The organism is Leifsonia sp. NPDC058194 (genome assembly GCF_042883605.1).
Classification (GTDB): Bacteria; Actinomycetota; Actinomycetes; order Actinomycetales; family Microbacteriaceae; genus Leifsonia.
The window spans coordinates 198,479-215,469 of sequence record NZ_JBHVVL010000004.1 but is presented as its reverse complement, the minus strand read 5'-3'; the positions used below and the strand labels follow the sequence as shown (position 1 = coordinate 215,469).

Genomic DNA, 16,991 nt, shown 5'->3' with positions numbered 1-16,991 from the left:
TTATGCGTTAACGGCCACTATCGCAATCACAAATTAAGGTTTCGGCCACTTCTGCAACAAGATGTTTACAAATCAGCCACATTCGCTAACTCGGCGACGAGCATCGGACCGCGTCGGACGGGCTGCAAGACGACCGAGGTCTGCGCCTGTGTCACGCCGAGCGCCGCGACGTCCTCCGTGAGGAAGCGGTACAGGGCGTGCTCGTCCTCGACGACGCAGTCCACCAGCACCTGCGTGGCTCCCGTGCAGGCTGCGCAGAAGCGGACGGACGGGTGCCTGCCGAGCGCCTCCCCCACCTCCTCGACCCTGTCCGGCGAGACCTGCAGCCAGGTGAGCGCCTCCACCCGAAGCCCGTGGAGAGCAGGGCTGATCTCCGTGCGCACATGCAGCACCCCAGCTGCGAGCAGCGCATCCAGCCGACGCTTCACGGTCGGCGGCGTGACGCCGATCCGCTCGGCGACATCGCTGGCCGTGGCCCGGCCGTCCTCCGCCAGGACGGCCACGAGACGGTCGTCGTCGGCCGAGAGGGTCACCCGGCCACTGGCTCGCGGCACCTCCTCGTCGCCGTTGCGCAGCTGCGCGAGCACGGCGGGAGGCAGCGGGATGGCCGTCCAGTCGAACCCGGATCGGAAGAACTTGAGCACCGTGCCGACCCGCACCGACACGAGGTGGTCGAGCTCGGGGAGGTCCTCGACGACCAATCGGGCGCTGTCCTCCGGGGTGCGCGGCATGAGCTGGCAGATCACATCCGCGCCGCTCTCGAGCACCGAGACGCTCGACGCGTCCGGGCGGGAGGCGAGCGCACGCGCGACGGCCAGGGCGTGGCCGGGCCGCGTCCCGATCTGGATGACGAGCGGTCGCGCATCCCCCACCATCGTGGTGTCCAGGTAGGTCGAGACGCGCACGGCTCCGCCGTCGAGCAGCCGCTGACCGCGGCGCGCGATCGTGCGGACGGGTGCGTCGAGCACCTTGGCGATGAGCCCCCAGCTCGCCCGGCCGTTCGCTTGGAGCGCCGCCGCGATACGGGAGTCGAGTTCGTCGAAGTCGGTGGAGATGGCCACGGCCCTACGCTAGCCGCGCATCCCGCCGCGTGGCGCGCGCTGAGGCGATCATGTCGGTACTGAGCACGATCAGTGCGAGCCAGACGATCCCGAACCCGAGCCAGCGCTCGGGCGGCATGGCCTCGTGGAGCACGAACACGCCGACCAGGAACTGGATGAGCGGGGTGATGTACTGCACGAACCCCATGTAGACCAGCGGCAGCCGGCGCGACGCCGCGGCGAAGAACAGCAGCGGCACCGCGGTGACCACTCCCGCTCCGGCGAGCGCGACCGTGTGCCACACCCCGTACTCGCCGAGGGTGATCCCGGTCGTCATGCCGACGACGACGAGCTGGACGACGGCGACGGGCGTGAGCCACATGGTTTCGAGGGTGAGGCCGGAGACGGCGTCGACGGTGGGGCCGACCCGCTTCTTGATGAGCCCGTAGAACCCGAACGAGAAGGCCAGCACGAGCGCGATCCACGGGAAGGCGCCGTACCCGACCGCCAGCACGATCACGGCCACGGCGCTCAGGCCCACCGCGACCCACTGGGCGGGACGCAGGCGCTCCCGTTGCACCAGCACTCCCAGCAGGATCGTCACGATGGGGTTGATGAAGTAACCCAGGGCCGCCTCGACGACATGGCCGGTGACGGTGGCGAGCACGTACGTCTGCCAGTTGACGTAGATCAGCGCTCCGGCGAGCGCCATCGTGAACAGGACACGCGGCGTGCGGAGCAGGCCGACGAAGGGACGCCAGGCCCGGGTGACTGTCAGCAGCACGGCGCAGAACACCAGCGAGAACACGACCCGCCAGGCGACGATCTCCCACGCCGTGGTCGGAGCCAGCGCGATGAAGTAGAGGGTGAGCACTCCCCACAGCACATGCGCGGAGAGGGCGAAGATCAGCCCGGAAGAGCGCTGGTCGGTCGAGGGGGGATGGGGTGCCACCCGACCGACTCTAGCCACTGGGTGCGACGTAAAAGACTTTCGGCCCGGTCGCCATCAGGCGACCGGGCCGAAAGTGAAGCGGGGTGCGTCAGCGGACGACGACCGCGAGCACGTCGCGGGCCGAGAGGACGAGGAGGTCCTCGCCGCCGAACTTGACCTCGGTGCCACCGTACTTGGAGTAGATGACCTTGTCGCCGACGGCGACGTCGAGCGGGATGCGGTTGCCGTTGTCGTCGATGCGGCCGGGGCCCACGGCGACGACCTCGCCCTCCTGCGGCTTCTCCTTGGCGGTGTCGGGGATGACCAGACCGGACGCAGTGGTCTGCTCAGCCTCGACCTGCTTGATGACGATGCGATCCTCGAGCGGCTTGATGGAGACCGACACGTTGACCCCTTTCCTTGACGAACGGTGTCTTGACAGAAGACGTGAGTTAGCAGCCTCGCACTGCGAGTGCTAACGAGAGTCTAGAGGGTGCGTTAGCAGTCCCGCAACGTGAGTGCCAAGAGGTAGCGTGAGGGTCATGGAACGGTCCGAATTCGTCGAACTGCTGAGCCCGGAAGGGCTCCGGCTGCTCGATTCCCTGCCCCCGTATCGGACCGAGAAGGACATCGTGCGCCTCGTCGCCGATCTGCGCAAGAAGGGGCACTCCCCCGGCCTCGTCGCCGCCGTCCTGACCCAGTCGAAGCTCCGCCGCAAGGCCGTGGCCAAGTTCGGCGATTTCGCCTCCCGGATGCTCTTCACGGAGGCCGGCCTCGAGCAGGCGACCCGGCTGGCCGTCGCCGCACGGCACGCCGGCCGCTTCCGGAACGCAGGCCTGACCCGCGTCGCCGACCTCGGCTGCGGGATCGGCGGCGATGCGCTGGCGTTCGCCGCGATCGACCTCGAGGTCACCGCGGTCGAGGCCGACGAGGTCACCGCTGCGATCGCCGCGTACAACCTCGCCCCGTTCCCCACCGCAGAGGTGGTCCACGGCCGCGCCGAGCAGACCGACCTCCGCAACGTCGACGGGGTCTTCCTCGATCCGGCCCGCCGCACGGCCGGGCACGCGCAGACGGAACGGCTCACGGACCCCGACGACTACACGCCGTCGCTCGGCTTCGCCTACGAGATCGCGACGGGAAGATCGGTCGGCCTGAAGCTCGGTCCCGGGTTCGACCGGGACCTCATCCCGTCCACCGCCGAGGCCCAGTGGATCTCGTCGGACGGCCAGGTGGTCGAGCTCGGCCTGTGGTTCGGCGCCCTGGCACGACCGGGCGTGCGCCGTGCGGCCCTCGTGCTCCGCGGCGACGAGTCGCACGAGCTGACGGCCGACGCCGACAGCGAGGACGCCGAGACGGGCGAGCTCGGCGAATTCGTCTACGAACCGGACGGCGCGGTCATCCGCGCCCGCCTGATCGGAGATCTCGCCCGCGGACTCGGGGGCCGCATGGTCGCGGATGGGATCGCATACATCACAGCGGACACCGCCGTCGAGACGCCCTTCGCGTCGGGCTTCCGCGTGCTCGAGGCGCTGCCGTACGGCGAACGCGACCTGAAGCGCGCGCTGCGGGAACGCGGCATCGGGACTCTGGAGATCAAGAAGCGCGGCGTCGACGTGGACCCTGCCGCGCTCCGCAAGCGCCTCGCGCTCAGCGGGCACCGGTCGGCGACCCTGATCCTCACCAGGATCGCCGGCCGGCACACCGCGCTGCTGGCCGAGCGGCTCTGAGGCCGCCGGGGAACGTCAGTACGTGTTGTAGCTGGCGCTGAAGCTCGCGAACAGAATCGCCAGGCCGATCCACACGATGATGGCGATCGCGATGCTCACGAAGCCGAGGATGAGTCCGGTGAGCCAGAAGCCCTTCGCCTGCGGCTCCTTGCTGCGCCCGAGGAATCCGAGGACGACGGCCGCGATGCCGAACAGCACGCCGACGCCCCAGGCGATGTTGAGCACGATGCCCAGGATGCCGCCGATGAGGGACAGGATGCTCAGGATCGGCGACTTGGCGGGAGCCGCGTACGGCTGCGCGTACCCCGGCGCCGGCTGACCGTAGGCGGGCGCGCCGTATCCCGGCGCCGCGGGCTGCTGGCCGTAGGGAGCCTGGCCGTACGGCGCCTGCGGCTGCTGACCGTACGGCGCCTGCGGCTGCTGACCGTACGGCGCCTGCGGCTGCTGACCGTAGGGCGCCTGCGGCTGCTGGCCGTACGGAGCCTGGGGCTGCTGGCCGTAGGGCGCAGGAGGCTGCTGGCCGTAGACGGGAGCGGCGGGCGGCGCGGGAGGCGCCACCGGCGGCACGGCGCCGGCGTCGGGCGCCGGAGCGGCGGGAGCGGCAGGAGCCGGAGCGGCGGGGGGAACAGGGGGCGCAGCGGGCTCCTGCGCGGCCGGGACGACGGGCTCCGCGGGCGGGACCGCTCCGTTCTGGGCGTCGGGGTCCGTGGGGCCGGCGGGCGCGTTCGGATCGGTCATGTTCCGCATCTCCTTCTAGCTACGGGAGTTTCTGGGAACTCCCTGGGCCATCCCATCGTCCCAGCGCCGCTGCGGGGTGTCAACGACGCAGCGCCCGCGACGACACAGCGGTCGGCGGCTAGCGGGCCACCTGGATCTCGGTGACGGGAAGCGTCGAATCGGCGGCGAAGGTGAGCTCGCTGGGCTCGTGCCCCGCCATCACCAGCTGCGCGCCGAGGGCCGCGATCATCGCGCCGTTGTCGGTGCAGAGCGACAGCGCCGGGATGCGCAGCTCGATTCCTGCATCGCGCGTGCGTTCGGCGGCCAGCTGGCGCACGCGCGCGTTCGCGACGACTCCGCCGCCGAGCAGCAGCCGCGGCACGTCGTGGTCGCGGCACGCGGCGACCGCCTTCGTCAGCAGCACGTCCACCACGGCCTCGCGGAAGGAGGCGGCGACGTCGGCGACGGGCACCTCCTCGCCGGCGTCCTGCCTCTGCTCGACCCAGCGGGCCACCGCCGTCTTCAGCCCCGAGAACGAGAAGTCGTAGCGATGACGCTCCAGATCCTTCGGCTTCGTCAGCCCGCGCGGGAATCGGATCGCCCGCGGATCGCCGTCGACGGCCACCCGGTCGATCTGCGGGCCGCCGGGGTAGGGCAGGCCCAGCACTCGCGCGACCTTGTCGAACGCCTCCCCGGCCGCATCGTCGATCGTCTCGCCGAGCAGCTCCACGTCGGAGACGAGATCGCGCACGAGGAGCAGCGACGTGTGACCGCCCGAGACGAGGAGGGCGATCGTCGGCAGCTCCACGGGGTGGCCCGGGCCTCCCGACGCGTCGAGGAGGTCGGCGCCGACGTGGCCCACCAGGTGGTTGACGGCGTAGAGCGGCTTGCCGAGGGAGACCGCGAGCGCCTTCGCAGCACCGACCCCCACCATCAGGGCGCCGGAGAGGCCGGGTCCGCTGGTCACGGCGATCGCGTCCACGTCCGACAGGTCGATCCCCGCGTCGGCGACCGCGGTGCGCAGGGTCGGGGCGAGGGCCTCCAGGTGCGCCCTCGCGGCGACCTCGGGCACGACGCCGCCGTACCGCGCATGCTCCTCCATCGAGGAGGCGATCGTGTTCGCGAGCAGGGTGGTGCCACGCACGATCCCGACACCCGTCTCGTCGCAGGACGTCTCGATACCGAGGACCAGGGGTTCGTCGCGGTTCATGCGATCGTCGTCTCCGGGGTCGGGACGGTCAGCCGCATCACGATGGCATCGACTCCGTCCGGCTGGTAGTAGTGGGGACGCACGCCGATCTCCTCGAAGCCGAGGGAGACGTACAGGGCCTGCGCACCCGGGTTGTCCGCACGCACTTCGAGGAAGATCTCGCGCGCCCCGCGCGAGCGGGCCTCCCCGATGAGCGCGTTCATGAGTGCGCGCGCGAGCCCCTGCCTGCGTGCATGCGGCGCGACCGCGATGGTCTGGATGTCGCCCTCGCCCGCGCCCTGCGGCGCGAGGAGACCGGCGTAGGCATCGATCCTCTCCGGCTCGCCCGGAGGGAAGGCGACGAGGTAGTAACCGTGCTGGCCGGTGACCTCGGAGCGCATCGACCGCTCGGACCAGGCGTCGTTGACGAACAGGGCGTGCTCGAGCTCCATGATCGCCGGCACGTCGGCGTCCGCAGCGCGCCGGAACTCCCAGGCGGTCACGCGGTCACCCGCTTCGGGCCGGCCGACAGCGTCACATCGGGAGAACGCAGATAGAGGGGCTCGTCCGGGTCGAACGGACGCTTGTTGGCGAAACGGATCTCGGCGATCATCCCGAGCAGCCCGGCATCGACCACCGTCGCGTCGACACGAGCGATCCCCGGATGCGGGAGCTCGTCCGGCCGGCCGAGACCGGGTCCGTCCGACCTGATCGGCAGACCCAGCTCATCGATGCCGGAGTACGCCGTCCAGTAGCGCTCGCGCCGGCGCGCGTCGGTCACCACGAGAAGCGGCCCTCCGGCCCCCGTGCGATAGTGCCCGGCGGCGATCGCGTCGTGGCTGACCACGGGGACGAGCGGCCGCCCGGCACCGATCGCGAAGGCCTTCGCCGCGGCGATGCCGACGCGGAGTCCGGTGAACGGCCCCGGGCCCATGCCCGCGACGACGCCCGAGAGCGCGGACACCGGGACCCCCGCGAGGTCGAGGGCTTCGCGGATGAGCGTCCCGATCACCTCGGCGTGGCGCATCGTGTCGGCCTCGACGACCTCGGACAGCACACCGGCGTCCCGGTCGACCACGGCGACGCTCGTCCCGGAGGAGGTGTCGATGGCGAGAAGCATGTCTCCAGCCTAGGCGGGTCGAGCCGTCCAGCGCGGCCCGAAGCCCGTGATCGCGACGGTGCGGGGCTCGTCCGCGTCGAGCTCGTCGTCGTGTTCGTCGCCGCTCCCCAGGTCGGCTCCGGCGGACGCGTCCGCCCCCGTCGGACGCTCGATCGCGACCTCCAGCCAGGATTCGGCGACGCCGTCGAGCATCCCGCTGCCCCACTCCACGACGACGACCGAGCGGGCGTAGTCGATGTCGAGGTCGTCGAGCTCGAGCGCGCTCGACAGACGGTAGGCGTCCACGTGGACGAGTGGGGCGCCGCCGACCAGGCTCGGGTGGGTGCGCGCCAGGACGAAGGTCGGGCTCGTGACCGGTCCGCGGACGCCGAGACCCTCGCCGATCCCCCGGGTGAGAGTGGTCTTGCCCGCACCGAGCGGTCCGGACAGCACCAGGAGGTCGCCCGGGCGCAGGATCGCGGCCAGCTCGACTCCCAAGACGTGCATGTCCTCCCGCGTGGCGACGGTCCGCGTGATCGGCGGCACGAGGGGTGGCATGCCGCTCATCGTTCCCCTCGGAACGTCCGCTCCACGCGTCCGTCGAGCCGGGTCACGATCTCCCAGCTGATCGTCCCGCACGCTTCGGCCCAGTCGTACGCCGACGGGACCCCGGAGTCGGGATCCCCGAAGAGCACGACTTCGTCGCCCACGGCCACCTCGTGGTCGCCGACGTCGACCACGAACTGGTCCATCGCCACCCGACCGGAGATGCGGAAGGTGCGGCCCCCGATCGAGACGGGCGCCGTATTCGAGGCGCTCCGCGGAACGCCTTCCGCGTACCCGAGCGGCACGAGCGCCAGAGTGGTCTCCCGATCGGTGCGGTACGTGTAGTCGTACGAGACGCCCTTGCCCGCGGGTACGCGGCGCACGGCTGCGACACGACCACGGACGGTCATGACCGGGCGCAGGCCGATCTCGCGCGCGGAATCGGCGCCGTACGGCGAGAGCCCGTAGATCGACAGGCCGAGCCGCACCAGGTCGTAGCGCGACTCGGGGAGCGCGATGGCGGCGGCGCTGGCCGCGATGTGCCGCAACTCGGGCTCGATACCGGCCGACGCTGCACGGGCGAGCCCGCGTTCGAAGACCTCGATCGCCGCGCGATCGTCGTCGTCCGACGCGTTGGAGAGATGGCTGAAGATGCCGCGGACGCGGATCGTCCCGTCGTCCTGGAGCTCACGGGCCCGGCCGAAGACCGTATCCCAGTCCTCCTCGGCGACGCCGTTGCGGCTCAACCCGGTCTCGACCTTGATGTGCACGGCGAGCGGCGTGACGGTGCGTGCCGCACGGGCCGCGGCCTCCAGCTGCGCCAGGGAGGAGATCCCGACGTCCACGCCGGCCTCGGCCGCCAGCCGGAAGTCCTCGTCCGGGGAGTGCAGCCAGGCCAGCACCGGAGCGTCGATGCCGGCCCGGCGCAGCTGCATCGCCTCGTCGAGGTCGGCGACGCCCAGCCAGTCGGCGCCGCCCGCCAGCGCGGCGCGCGCCGCAGCGACGGCGCCATGGCCGTAGGCGTTCGCCTTGACGACGGCCATGACGTGCGGCGTGCCGACGAGGGCGCGCATCCGCTCGACGTTGGAGGCGAGCGCATCCAGATCGACCTCGAGCTCGCGGAAGGCGCTCACGGGGCGGTCTCCGCTATCACGAACGCGGTCGCGATCCCGGCGTCGTGCGACATCGAGACGTGGATGTGCGCGATGCCGCGCTCGCGCACCTGACGTTCGACCACGTTGTGCAGCACAAAACCCGGGTTCCTCTCCTCATCGGGGACGATCTCCATGTCGTGCCAGCGCACGCCCTCGGAGCCTCCCAGCGCCTTGATCAGCGCCTCCTTCGCCGCGAAGCGCGCTGCGAGCGAATGCACCGGCAGGCCGCGCTCGGCCGCGGTGAAGAGCCGCTCGCGCAGCTTCGGCGTCCGCTCCAGCGACCGGGCGAACCGCGCCAGGTCCACCACGTCGACGCCGATGCCAGCGATCACGTCGCGACGCCTTCTGCTACTCGACGGTGACGGACTTGGCGAGGTTGCGCGGCTGGTCGACGTCCAGGCCCTTGGCGGCCGACAGCTCCATCGCGAAGATCTGCAGCGGCACGACGGCGAGCAGCGGCTCGAAGAGCGGCGCGGCCAGCGGGATGCGGATGACCTCGTCGGCGAACGGCAGGACGGCAGCGTCGCCCGCCTCGGCGATCGCGATCACGCGGGCGCCGCGCGCGCGGATCTCCTGGATGTTCGAGACGACCTTCTTGTGCAGCTCGTCCGACCAGCGCGGGCTGGGCACGACCACGAAGACCGGCTGACCCGGCTCGATCAGGGCGATCGGGCCGTGCTTCAGCTCGCCGGCGGCGAACCCTTCGGCGTGGATGTACGCGAGCTCCTTGAGCTTGAGCGCGCCTTCGAGCGCGATCGGGTAGCCGACATGACGGCCGAGGAACAGCACCGATCGGGTGTCCGACATCCAGCGGGCCAGCTGGGCGATGGTCTCGTGCGACTCCAGCACGGCGGCGATCTTCTCGGGGACGGCGGCCAGCTCCTCCACCGCGTCGCGCTGCTGCGCGTCCGAGAGGGTACCGCGCACGCGGGCCAGGTGCAGTCCGAAGAGGTACAGGGCGGTGATCTGCGCCACGAACGCCTTCGTCGAGGCGACGGCGACCTCCGGGCCGGCGTGCGTGTACAGCGCGGCATCGGACTCGCGCGGGATGGTCGCACCCTGCGTGTTGCAGACCGAGATCGCCTTGGCCCCTGCATCACGGGCGTACTTCACGGCCATGAGGGTGTCCATCGTCTCGCCGGACTGGCTGATCGAGATCACGAGCGCGCCGTCCGTGATGACCGGCTCGCGGTAGCGGAACTCGTGGCTGAGCTCGACCGTGACGGGAACGCGCGCCCACTTCTCGATCGCGTACGAACCGACGAGGCCTGCGTACGCCGCGGTGCCGCAGGCGACGACCGTGATCCGGTCGATGCCGGTGAAGAACGCATCGCCCAGGGCCTCGAGCTCCGGGATGTGCACCTCGCCGTCCGCGACCCGGCCCCGCAGGGTGTTCGCCACGGCGTCGGGCTCCTCGGCGATCTCCTTCGCCATGAACGACGACCAGCCGCCCTTCTCGGCCGCGGAGGCGTCCCAGGCGACCTCGAAGGGCTCGACCTCCACCGGTGCGCCGGCGAAGTCGGTGACGGTGACGGCGTCGGGCGTGATGGTCACGATCTGGTCCTGCCCGATCGCCATCGCGCGGCGGGTGTGCTCGACGAAGGCCGCGACGTCGGAGCCGAGGAAGTTCTCGCCCTCGCCGAGGCCGATCACCAGCGGGGAGTTGCGGCGCGCGCCGACGACGACGTGCGGCTGGTCCTTGTGGAGGGCGAGGAGGGTGAAGGCGCCCTCGAGCCGCGAGACGACGCGCTGGAACGCCTCTCCGAGGTCGCCGGTGGTGCGGTACTCGCGGCCGAGCAGCACGGCGGCCACCTCGGTGTCCGTCTCGGACTCGAACTCGAAACCGTCGGCGAGCAGCTCGTCCTTGAGCGTCGCGAAGTTCTCGATGATGCCGTTGTGGATGACGGCGAGCTTGCCGTCGTCGCCGAGGTGCGGGTGCGCGTTCCGATCGGTCGGTCCGCCGTGGGTCGCCCAGCGGGTGTGCCCGATCCCGGTGCTCCCGTTGGGGATGGGGTTGGCCTCCAGCTCGCCGGTCAGAGCAGCGAGCTTGCCCGCCTTCTTCGCGGTGCCGAGACGTCCGTCCGGACCGATCACGGCGATGCCGGCGGAGTCGTACCCGCGGTACTCCAGGCGCTTCAGCCCACCGAGAAGGACCTCGACGCTCTTATCGGTACCGACGTACCCCACGATTCCACACATGGACCCGATTCTAACCTGGGGCACCGCCTAGACTTGTCGCCTATGCGTGACAACGGCGCCGGTCGCGGCGAACCCACAGGCGGCGACTCCAGCACTCCTTTCGTCGAGCTGGACCGGGCGGATTGGGCCGAACTCGCGCAGAACACGCAACTGCCGTTGAAGGAGACCGAGATCGTGCAGCTGCGCGGTCTGGGCGACCCGCTCGACATGCGCGAGGTCGAGCAGGTCTACCTTCCGCTTAGCCGCCTGCTCAACCTCTACGTCGGCGGGGCACGGCAGCTGCACCGGGTGACGAGCGACTTCCTCGGCGAGCGAGCCGAGCGCACCCCCTTCGTCATCGGTGTCGCCGGATCGGTCGCCGTGGGCAAGTCGACGATCGCCCGACTCCTGCGGGAGCTGCTGTCCCGCTGGGACGACACCCCCCGGGTCGAACTCGTCACGACGGACGGATTCCTACTCCCGAACGCCGAGCTCGAGAGACGCGGCCTGATGGAGCGCAAGGGGTTCCCCGAGTCGTACGACCGGCGCTCCCTGCTGCGGTTCGTGACGGCGATCAAGAGCGGCGCACCCGAGGTGCGCGCACCGTTCTATTCGCACCTCAGCTACGACATCGTGCCCGACGCGGAGGTCGTGGTGCGGCGGCCGGACGTGCTGATCGTCGAAGGCCTCAACGTCCTCCAGCCGGCCGGCGGGGGCAACCGTCTCGCCGTGAGCGATCTCTTCGACTTCAGCGTCTACGTCGACGCCCGGACCAAGGACATCGCCCGCTGGTACCAGGAGCGGTTCTTGAAGCTCCAGCGCGGAGCATTCGCCAACCCGCAGTCCTACTTCCACCGCTTCGCCGACCTCACGGAGGAGGAGGCGAGGGAGCGTGCCGGTTCGATCTGGTCGCGCATCAACGAGCCCAATCTGCTCCAGAACATCCGGCCGACCCGCTCGCGAGCGAAGCTGGTCCTCCGCAAGGACGCCGACCACACGGTGAGCTCGGTCCTGCTGCGCAAGCTCTGAGGCGATCCTGAGGCACTCATGCCTCTGGCGCGTGCGGCTCACGTGCCGGGACTCTGGTCTGCGAATCGTCACTCCCGTAGTCATGAGGCATGGCTACACCGCGATCGAAGGCCGCACGACTGTTCGGCGAACGGGTTCGGGCGGCGCGCATCGCCCTGGGCGTCAGCCAGGAGGACATCGCGAACCTCGCCGACATGCACGTGACGAACTACGGTCGCATCGAGCGCGGCGAGGCGAACTCCGAGCTGCACACGATCGTCCGTCTCGCGACTGCGCTCGACACGGATCCCGCACGGCTCCTCGCCGGCCTCTACGGAGAGACGATGCTTCCGGAGCGCGAGCGCGCCTACTCCGTCGCCGACTTCATCGCGGCCCGGCGGGCGCAGGAGTCATGAGGCATGTGCACCTCATGCTCTGATGCCTGACGCCCTCACCCACTGGCCTGATAGATCCGGGGAGCGGATGCTGAGAGCATGTCGCGCCAACGCTCCGAGGCCTCCCGCGTCTTCGGGGAGCGCTTGCGCGCACGCCGCATCGAACTCGGGTGCTCCCAATACGACATCGCCCACCTCAGCGGTGTGGATCTGGCGAACTACGGCCGCCTCGAGCGCGGGGCGGGCAATCCGACCCTGACGACGATCGTCCAGCTCGCGATGACGCTCTCGCTCGATGTCGGCACCCTGATGTCCGGGCTCGCCGACGCGGGCATGCTCCCGGAGACCGAGCGACCGTACTCGGCGCTCGACTACATCGCGGCACGCCGGCAGCAAGAAGGCCGCTGACGCGGAACGCCGCGAACCGCTCGGCGGATCAGACCGTCAGTCGATCGCGCACGACGTCGGCGAGCTCCTGGGCCAGGCGCTCGGCCGTCGGCTGGTCCGCCGCCTCGACCATCACGCGCACCAGAGGCTCGGTGCCGGAGGGGCGCAGGAGCACCCGTCCGCTGTCCCCGAGCGTCTTCTCCACGGACGCGACGGCCGCCTGCAGCTCCTCGTCGGTGTGCACCGCGTGGTGGTCCACGCCCTTGACGTTGACCATCACCTGCGGGTAGATCGTCATCGCCTTCGCGAGCTCGGACAGCGGCTTGTTCTGACGGGCCATCTCGCTGAGGAGGTGCAGGCCCGTGAGGATCCCGTCGCCCGTCGTGGCAAACTCGCTCATGATGACGTGGCCGGACTGCTCCCCACCGAGGGAGTAGCCGTTCTTGTTCATCTCTTCGAGCACGTAGCGGTCGCCGACCGACGTCTCGACGATGCGGATCCCGGCGTCGCGCATGGCGAGCTTCAGCCCGAGGTTGCTCATGACGGTCGCGACGAGCGTGTCGTCCTTGAGCTTGCCGCGCTCCTTCATGCCGAGCGCGAGGATCGCCATGATCTGATCGCCGTCGACCACGTTGCCGTCGGCGTCGATGGCGAGGCAGCGGTCGGCATCGCCGTCGTGGGCGATCCCGACGTCGGCGCCGGCGGCCAGGACGGCCTTCGCGAGGTTGTCGAGGTGGGTCGAGCCCACTCCGTCGTTGATGTTCATGCCGTCCGGGGAGTCCCCGATGACGGTGACGCGGGCGCCCGCGTCGGTGAAGACCTCGGGCGAGATGCCGGCGGCGGCGCCGTGGGCGCAGTCGAGGACGACGTGGATGCCGTCGAGGCGGTGCGGGAGGCTGCCGAGCAGGTGCACGACGTAGCGGTCCTCCGCGTCGGCGAAGCGGCGGATGCGTCCGACATCCCCGCCGGTGGGGGTCAGCTTGTCGAGGCCCAGGTGCTCCTCGATGCGGTTCTCCACCTGGTCGGGGAGCTTCGTGCCGCCGCGGGCGAAGATCTTGATGCCGTTGTCCGGGGCCGGGTTGTGCGAGGCCGAGACCATGACGCCGAAGTCGGCGTCGAAGTCGGCGATGAGGAAGGCGGTCGCCGGCGTCGGGATGACTCCCGCGTCGAACACGTCGATTCCGGAACTGGCGAGGCCCGCGGCGACGGCCGCAGACAGGAATTCGCCCGAGACGCGTGGGTCGCGGGCGACGATCGCCGTCGGCCGTTTGCCGGCGGCACGCCGCGCCTCCGCGCTGCGGCCTCGCGTCAGGACAGCAGCAGCTGCCTGAGCGAGGCCGAGCGCGAGGTCGGCGGTGAGGCTACCGTTGGCGAGTCCGCGGACTCCATCGGTTCCGAAAAGACGTGGCATGATCGGCAGCCTAAACGCTCGGAGTCGTTAGCGCTTGGAGAACTGCGACGCCTTGCGGGCCTTCTTGAGTCCGGCCTTCTTGCGCTCGGTGACGCGGGCGTCGCGAGTGAGGAAGCCGGCCTTCTTGAGGGACGGGCGGTTGTTGTCGCGGTCGATCTCGTTCAGAGCGCGCGCGATGGCCAGACGCAGGGCGCCGGCCTGACCCGAGGGGCCGCCACCGGTGATGCGGGCGACGACGTCGTAGGAGCCGAGCAGGTCGAGCACCTTGAACGGGTCGTTGATCAGCTGCTGGTGCAGCTTGTTCGGGAAGTAGTCGGCGAACTCACGGCCGTTGACCGTGATGGTGCCGGAGCCGGGGACCAGGCGCGCACGCGCGATGGCCTCCTTGCGGCGGCCGACGGCTCCGCCGGAAACGGAGAGGACGGCGCGCGGGGCGGCCGGGGCCTCGGTGGCCGGGGTCTCGGTCGAGTAGGACTCGACGTTCTCGGCCTGGACGTTCTCGGCCTGAGCCGAGTCGATGCTGTCTGCGATCTTCGCCACGATGGTGATAATCCTTTGTCTCTGTCAGTCGTGAAGGTCTGGAATCGCCTACTGGGCGACCTGGCCGAGCGTGTACTGCTTCGGCTGCTGGGCGGCGTGGGGGTGCTCGTTTCCGGTGTAGACCTTCAGCTTGCGAAGCTGGGCGCGACCGATGGAGTTCTTCGGGAGCATGCCGCGGACGGCCTTCTCGACGGCGCGGATCGGGTTCTTCTCGAGGAGCTCGGCGTAGGTGGTCGCCTTGAGCCCGCCCGGGTAGCCCGAGTGACGGTAGGCCTTCTTCTGAACGGCCTTCTGACCGGTCAGGGCGACCTTCTCCGCGTTGATGATGATGACGAAGTCGCCCGAGTCCAGGTGGGGGACGAACGTCGCCTTGTGCTTGCCGCGCAGGAGGGCGGCGGTGTGGCTGGCCAGACGGCCGAGCACGACGTCGGTCGCGTCGATGACGACCCAGTCGCGCTGGATCTCGTCTGCCTTCGGGGAATAAGTGCGCGTCACAGTAGTGGCTGCTTTCTGTATCGAACGGAGGAGTTCGTGAATCCCACTCCGATGGGGGTTCTCGTCTCGATGAGGCGGGAACCGTGCCGGTGGAGGGCTCACGTTCGCATGCCGCGCCGCAGGAGGCGCGGACACCAAGGGTCAATACTACGCGACACGCCCGGGGCCGGTCAAACCGGTGCTCCCCGCGGGCGGGGCGTCTCCGCCCTGGGGAGGATTTCGGTGCGATTCGGCCGTTCGGGCGCCGGCCTCCCCCTAGCGTGACCGGTATGAGATCGTTCCTCCTCCGAAGCCGCTGGCTGCTCGAGCCCGTCATCGCCGTGGTCTACTTCACGTTCTGGGCGATGGCCGAAGTGGGCAGGCACCAGCTGGGCCCGGGCACACTCCGCACCACGGTGCCCTTCTGGACGGCTCTTCTGCTCGTCGCCGTCGCCATCGGTCTCTCACGACTCCAGCCGATCGTCGCGATGGCCGTCGCGACGGCCGTGCTGTTCGGCCAGCTGCTCTTCCCCGCCGGGATCTTCGACGAGCCGCTCGCCTATCTCGGCTACGCCGTCGTCATCCTGGTCGTCTCCGCGACGGTCGAGGGGAGGATGCGGGTCGGCGCGTTGGTCTTCGCCGTCGGTGCCGGGCTCTCGATCGCCGGTCTGCTCGCCTGGTGGCTGGGGGTCGGGCGGGCGGATGGGTCTGCCCGGGCCTCGTTCTTCGTCCTCTGCGCCGCCGCGGGAGCGGTCGCGTGGCTCATCGGCACGCTCATCGGGGTCTGGGGAAGGAAGCGCGACGGCGAGCACGAGCTCGCCCGTGCGACGGCCGAACTCCGGGTGGCGGAGAGCGAGACGATCATCGCGGAGGAGCGCGAGCGGATCGCTCAGGACGTCCACGACATCATGGCCCACTCCCTCTCGGTGATCCTGGCGCAGGCGGACGGCGCACGCGCTCTGGCCGGCGAACGGCCTCAGGCGATGTCGCAGTCGCTCGAGACCATCGCCGTCGCGGCCCGCACCTCGCTCACCGAGGTGCGCATGCTGATCGAGACGCTCGTCGCGGAGCCGGACGGCGGATCGACGCCGGCCGTCGACGACCTCGAACCGCTCATCGACCGGATGCGCGATGCCGGGCTGTCCGTCTCCGTCGAGCGGTACGGAGAACCGGACGGCCTGACCGCCGTGCAGGAGCTCGCCGTCTACCGGATCGTGCAGGAGGGGCTGACGAACGCGCTGAAGCACGGCGGTGCCGATGCGACCGCGCGGGTGGTGCTCGACGCGCGCGGCGGTGGCATGACGATCTCCGTCGCGTCGTCGTGCGCCGCCGCTCCTCCGGACGCCGGAGGGACGGCGGACGGCGGCCGCGGCCTCCACGGGATGCGGGAGCGGGCACGGCTCGCGGGAGGGTGGCTCGAGGCGGGGCCGGATGACGGTGATGGTAGCGACGACGGGCACGGCTATCTCGTCACGGCCTTCATCCCCCGCGTGCAGGCGGTGAGCGCGTGAGCATCCGCGTCGCCGTGGTCGACGACCAGCCGCTGTTCTGCTCCGGCATCGGCATGCTCCTGGAGGCGCAGCCCGATCTGGAGTTCGCCGGATCCGCGCACGACGGCGAGGCGGGTGTCGCGCTGGTCGTGCGCGACCGCCCCGACGTCGTGCTCATGGATCTGCGCATGCCCCTGCTCGACGGCATCCACGCGACGGCGCGCATCCGCGAGACGGTCACGGGCGAGGACGCGCCCCGCATCGTCATCCTCACCACCTTCGAACGCGACGAGGCGGTCGCCCGGGCGATGCGCGCCGGGGCGGACGGCTTCGTGATGAAGGACACGACGCCCGACTTCCTGCTCGCCGCCATCCGCACGGTCCATGCCGGCCACTCCGTGATCGCACCGAAGGAGACGGCCGCGCTCTTCGGCGGCGAGCGCGTGCGGCCCCCGCGCACCGAGGCGATCGCCGCCCTCTCGGCCCGGGAGAAGGAGGTGTTCCTCCTGGCCGCCCGAGGCCTCAGCAACGCCGAGGCCGGTCAGGTCGCCTTCATCTCGGAGACGACCGTCAAGAGCCACATGCGCAGCATCCTGCAGAAACTCGGTCTCGCCTCGCGCGTTCAGCTGGTGGCGTTCGCGTATGAGAACGGTCTCGTGCGCTGACACCCGCCTGAGCGTCCTCGAACGTTCCTGAACGGTT

The 16,991-nt window shown here is 70.3% G+C and carries 20 protein-coding genes; 6 read left to right on the top strand and 14 right to left on the bottom strand.

All coding sequences use genetic code 11. The annotated features are described in order from the left end of the window. Window positions 1–65 precede the first annotated feature (65 nt). The 3 genes from ACFVU2_RS15960 to groES all read right to left on the bottom strand — a co-directional run bounded on the left by ACFVU2_RS15960 (window position 66) and on the right by groES (window position 2,377). On the bottom strand, window positions 66–1,061 hold the full coding sequence (locus tag ACFVU2_RS15960) for an Lrp/AsnC family transcriptional regulator (RefSeq protein ID WP_387876213.1): 996 nt from the start codon (window positions 1,059–1,061) through the stop codon (window positions 66–68). A gap of 4 nt (window positions 1,062–1,065) precedes the next feature. Beyond that, window positions 1,066–1,992, bottom strand: coding sequence for an EamA family transporter RarD (rarD, locus tag ACFVU2_RS15955; protein WP_387876210.1), 927 nt, complete (start codon window positions 1,990–1,992; stop codon window positions 1,066–1,068). 88 nt (window positions 1,993–2,080) lie between these two features. Beyond that, entirely contained in the window at window positions 2,081–2,377 is a 297-nt protein-coding gene (gene groES, locus ACFVU2_RS15950; protein WP_021763071.1) for a co-chaperone GroES, read from the bottom strand. A 136-nt stretch (window positions 2,378–2,513) separates the two neighbouring features. Here groES and ACFVU2_RS15945 point away from each other — a divergent pair, with 136 nt between their 5' ends. Continuing rightward, on the top strand, window positions 2,514–3,701 hold the full coding sequence (locus tag ACFVU2_RS15945) for an SAM-dependent methyltransferase (protein ID WP_387876207.1): 1,188 nt from the start codon (window positions 2,514–2,516) through the stop codon (window positions 3,699–3,701). A gap of 15 nt (window positions 3,702–3,716) precedes the next feature. Here the strand turns inward: ACFVU2_RS15945 and ACFVU2_RS15940 are convergent, their stop codons facing one another. From ACFVU2_RS15940 to glmS, 8 genes are all read right to left on the bottom strand, one after another. Continuing rightward, window positions 3,717–4,439: a hypothetical protein gene (locus ACFVU2_RS15940; protein ID WP_387876204.1), complete on the bottom strand. Its 723-nt coding sequence runs from the start codon at window positions 4,437–4,439 to the stop codon at window positions 3,717–3,719. 118 nt (window positions 4,440–4,557) lie between these two features. Continuing rightward, a complete protein-coding gene (tsaD, locus tag ACFVU2_RS15935) occupies window positions 4,558–5,628 on the bottom strand; it encodes a tRNA (adenosine(37)-N6)-threonylcarbamoyltransferase complex transferase subunit TsaD (protein WP_387876202.1) in 1,071 nt (356 codons plus the stop codon). Further along, window positions 5,625–6,110, bottom strand: coding sequence for a ribosomal protein S18-alanine N-acetyltransferase (gene rimI / locus ACFVU2_RS15930; protein ID WP_387876200.1), 486 nt, complete (start codon window positions 6,108–6,110; stop codon window positions 5,625–5,627). Before rimI ends, tsaD begins: the two co-directional genes overlap by 4 nt. After that, on the bottom strand, window positions 6,107–6,727 hold the full coding sequence (gene tsaB, locus ACFVU2_RS15925) for a tRNA (adenosine(37)-N6)-threonylcarbamoyltransferase complex dimerization subunit type 1 TsaB (protein ID WP_387876197.1): 621 nt from the start codon (window positions 6,725–6,727) through the stop codon (window positions 6,107–6,109). Before tsaB ends, rimI begins: the two co-directional genes overlap by 4 nt. Window positions 6,728–6,736: 9 nt before the next feature. Continuing rightward, the gene (gene tsaE, locus ACFVU2_RS15920; RefSeq protein ID WP_387876194.1) at window positions 6,737–7,273 is read right to left on the bottom strand and encodes a tRNA (adenosine(37)-N6)-threonylcarbamoyltransferase complex ATPase subunit type 1 TsaE; all 537 of its coding nucleotides are present in this window, start codon (window positions 7,271–7,273) and stop codon (window positions 6,737–6,739) included. After that, window positions 7,270–8,385 (bottom strand): alanine racemase, encoded by a 1,116-nt coding sequence (gene alr, locus ACFVU2_RS15915; RefSeq protein WP_387876192.1) that lies wholly within the window; start codon window positions 8,383–8,385, stop codon window positions 7,270–7,272. Before alr ends, tsaE begins: the two co-directional genes overlap by 4 nt. Next, on the bottom strand, window positions 8,382–8,738 hold the full coding sequence (locus tag ACFVU2_RS15910; protein ID WP_387876189.1) for a holo-ACP synthase: 357 nt from the start codon (window positions 8,736–8,738) through the stop codon (window positions 8,382–8,384). The genes alr and ACFVU2_RS15910 overlap by 4 nt, the downstream gene beginning before the upstream one ends. Before the next feature lie 16 nt (window positions 8,739–8,754). Next, window positions 8,755–10,605, bottom strand: a complete 1,851-nt coding sequence (gene glmS, locus ACFVU2_RS15905; protein WP_387876186.1) for a glutamine--fructose-6-phosphate transaminase (isomerizing) — start codon at window positions 10,603–10,605, stop codon at window positions 8,755–8,757. 42 nt (window positions 10,606–10,647) lie between these two features. On the opposite strand from glmS, the gene coaA reads away from it, so the two are divergent. The 3 genes from coaA (at window position 10,648) to ACFVU2_RS15890 (ending at window position 12,395) form a co-directional block, all read left to right on the top strand. Then, window positions 10,648–11,613, top strand: a complete 966-nt coding sequence (gene coaA, locus ACFVU2_RS15900; RefSeq protein WP_387876183.1) for a type I pantothenate kinase — start codon at window positions 10,648–10,650, stop codon at window positions 11,611–11,613. A gap of 89 nt (window positions 11,614–11,702) precedes the next feature. Beyond that, window positions 11,703–12,008, top strand: coding sequence for a helix-turn-helix domain-containing protein (locus tag ACFVU2_RS15895; RefSeq protein WP_387876180.1), 306 nt, complete (start codon window positions 11,703–11,705; stop codon window positions 12,006–12,008). Between the two features lie 78 nt (window positions 12,009–12,086). Continuing rightward, a complete protein-coding gene (locus ACFVU2_RS15890; RefSeq protein WP_387876178.1) occupies window positions 12,087–12,395 on the top strand; it encodes a helix-turn-helix domain-containing protein in 309 nt (102 codons plus the stop codon). A 28-nt stretch (window positions 12,396–12,423) separates the two neighbouring features. Here the strand turns inward: ACFVU2_RS15890 and glmM are convergent, their stop codons facing one another. The 3 genes from glmM to rplM are packed head-to-tail and all read right to left on the bottom strand — an operon-like array spanning window position 12,424 to window position 14,820. Further along, on the bottom strand, window positions 12,424–13,785 hold the full coding sequence (gene glmM, locus ACFVU2_RS15885) for a phosphoglucosamine mutase (RefSeq protein ID WP_387876176.1): 1,362 nt from the start codon (window positions 13,783–13,785) through the stop codon (window positions 12,424–12,426). A gap of 27 nt (window positions 13,786–13,812) precedes the next feature. Beyond that, entirely contained in the window at window positions 13,813–14,325 is a 513-nt protein-coding gene (gene rpsI / locus ACFVU2_RS15880) for a 30S ribosomal protein S9 (RefSeq protein ID WP_387876173.1), read from the bottom strand. Between the two features lie 48 nt (window positions 14,326–14,373). Further along, a complete protein-coding gene (rplM, locus tag ACFVU2_RS15875) occupies window positions 14,374–14,820 on the bottom strand; it encodes a 50S ribosomal protein L13 (protein WP_387876171.1) in 447 nt (148 codons plus the stop codon). A 269-nt stretch (window positions 14,821–15,089) separates the two neighbouring features. Here rplM and ACFVU2_RS15870 point away from each other — a divergent pair, with 269 nt between their 5' ends. Continuing rightward, window positions 15,090–16,310: a sensor histidine kinase gene (locus tag ACFVU2_RS15870; RefSeq protein ID WP_387876168.1), complete on the top strand. Its 1,221-nt coding sequence runs from the start codon at window positions 15,090–15,092 to the stop codon at window positions 16,308–16,310. Then, the gene (locus tag ACFVU2_RS15865) at window positions 16,307–16,954 is read left to right on the top strand and encodes a response regulator (protein WP_387876165.1); all 648 of its coding nucleotides are present in this window, start codon (window positions 16,307–16,309) and stop codon (window positions 16,952–16,954) included. Before ACFVU2_RS15870 ends, ACFVU2_RS15865 begins: the two co-directional genes overlap by 4 nt. Window positions 16,955–16,991 lie beyond the last annotated feature (37 nt).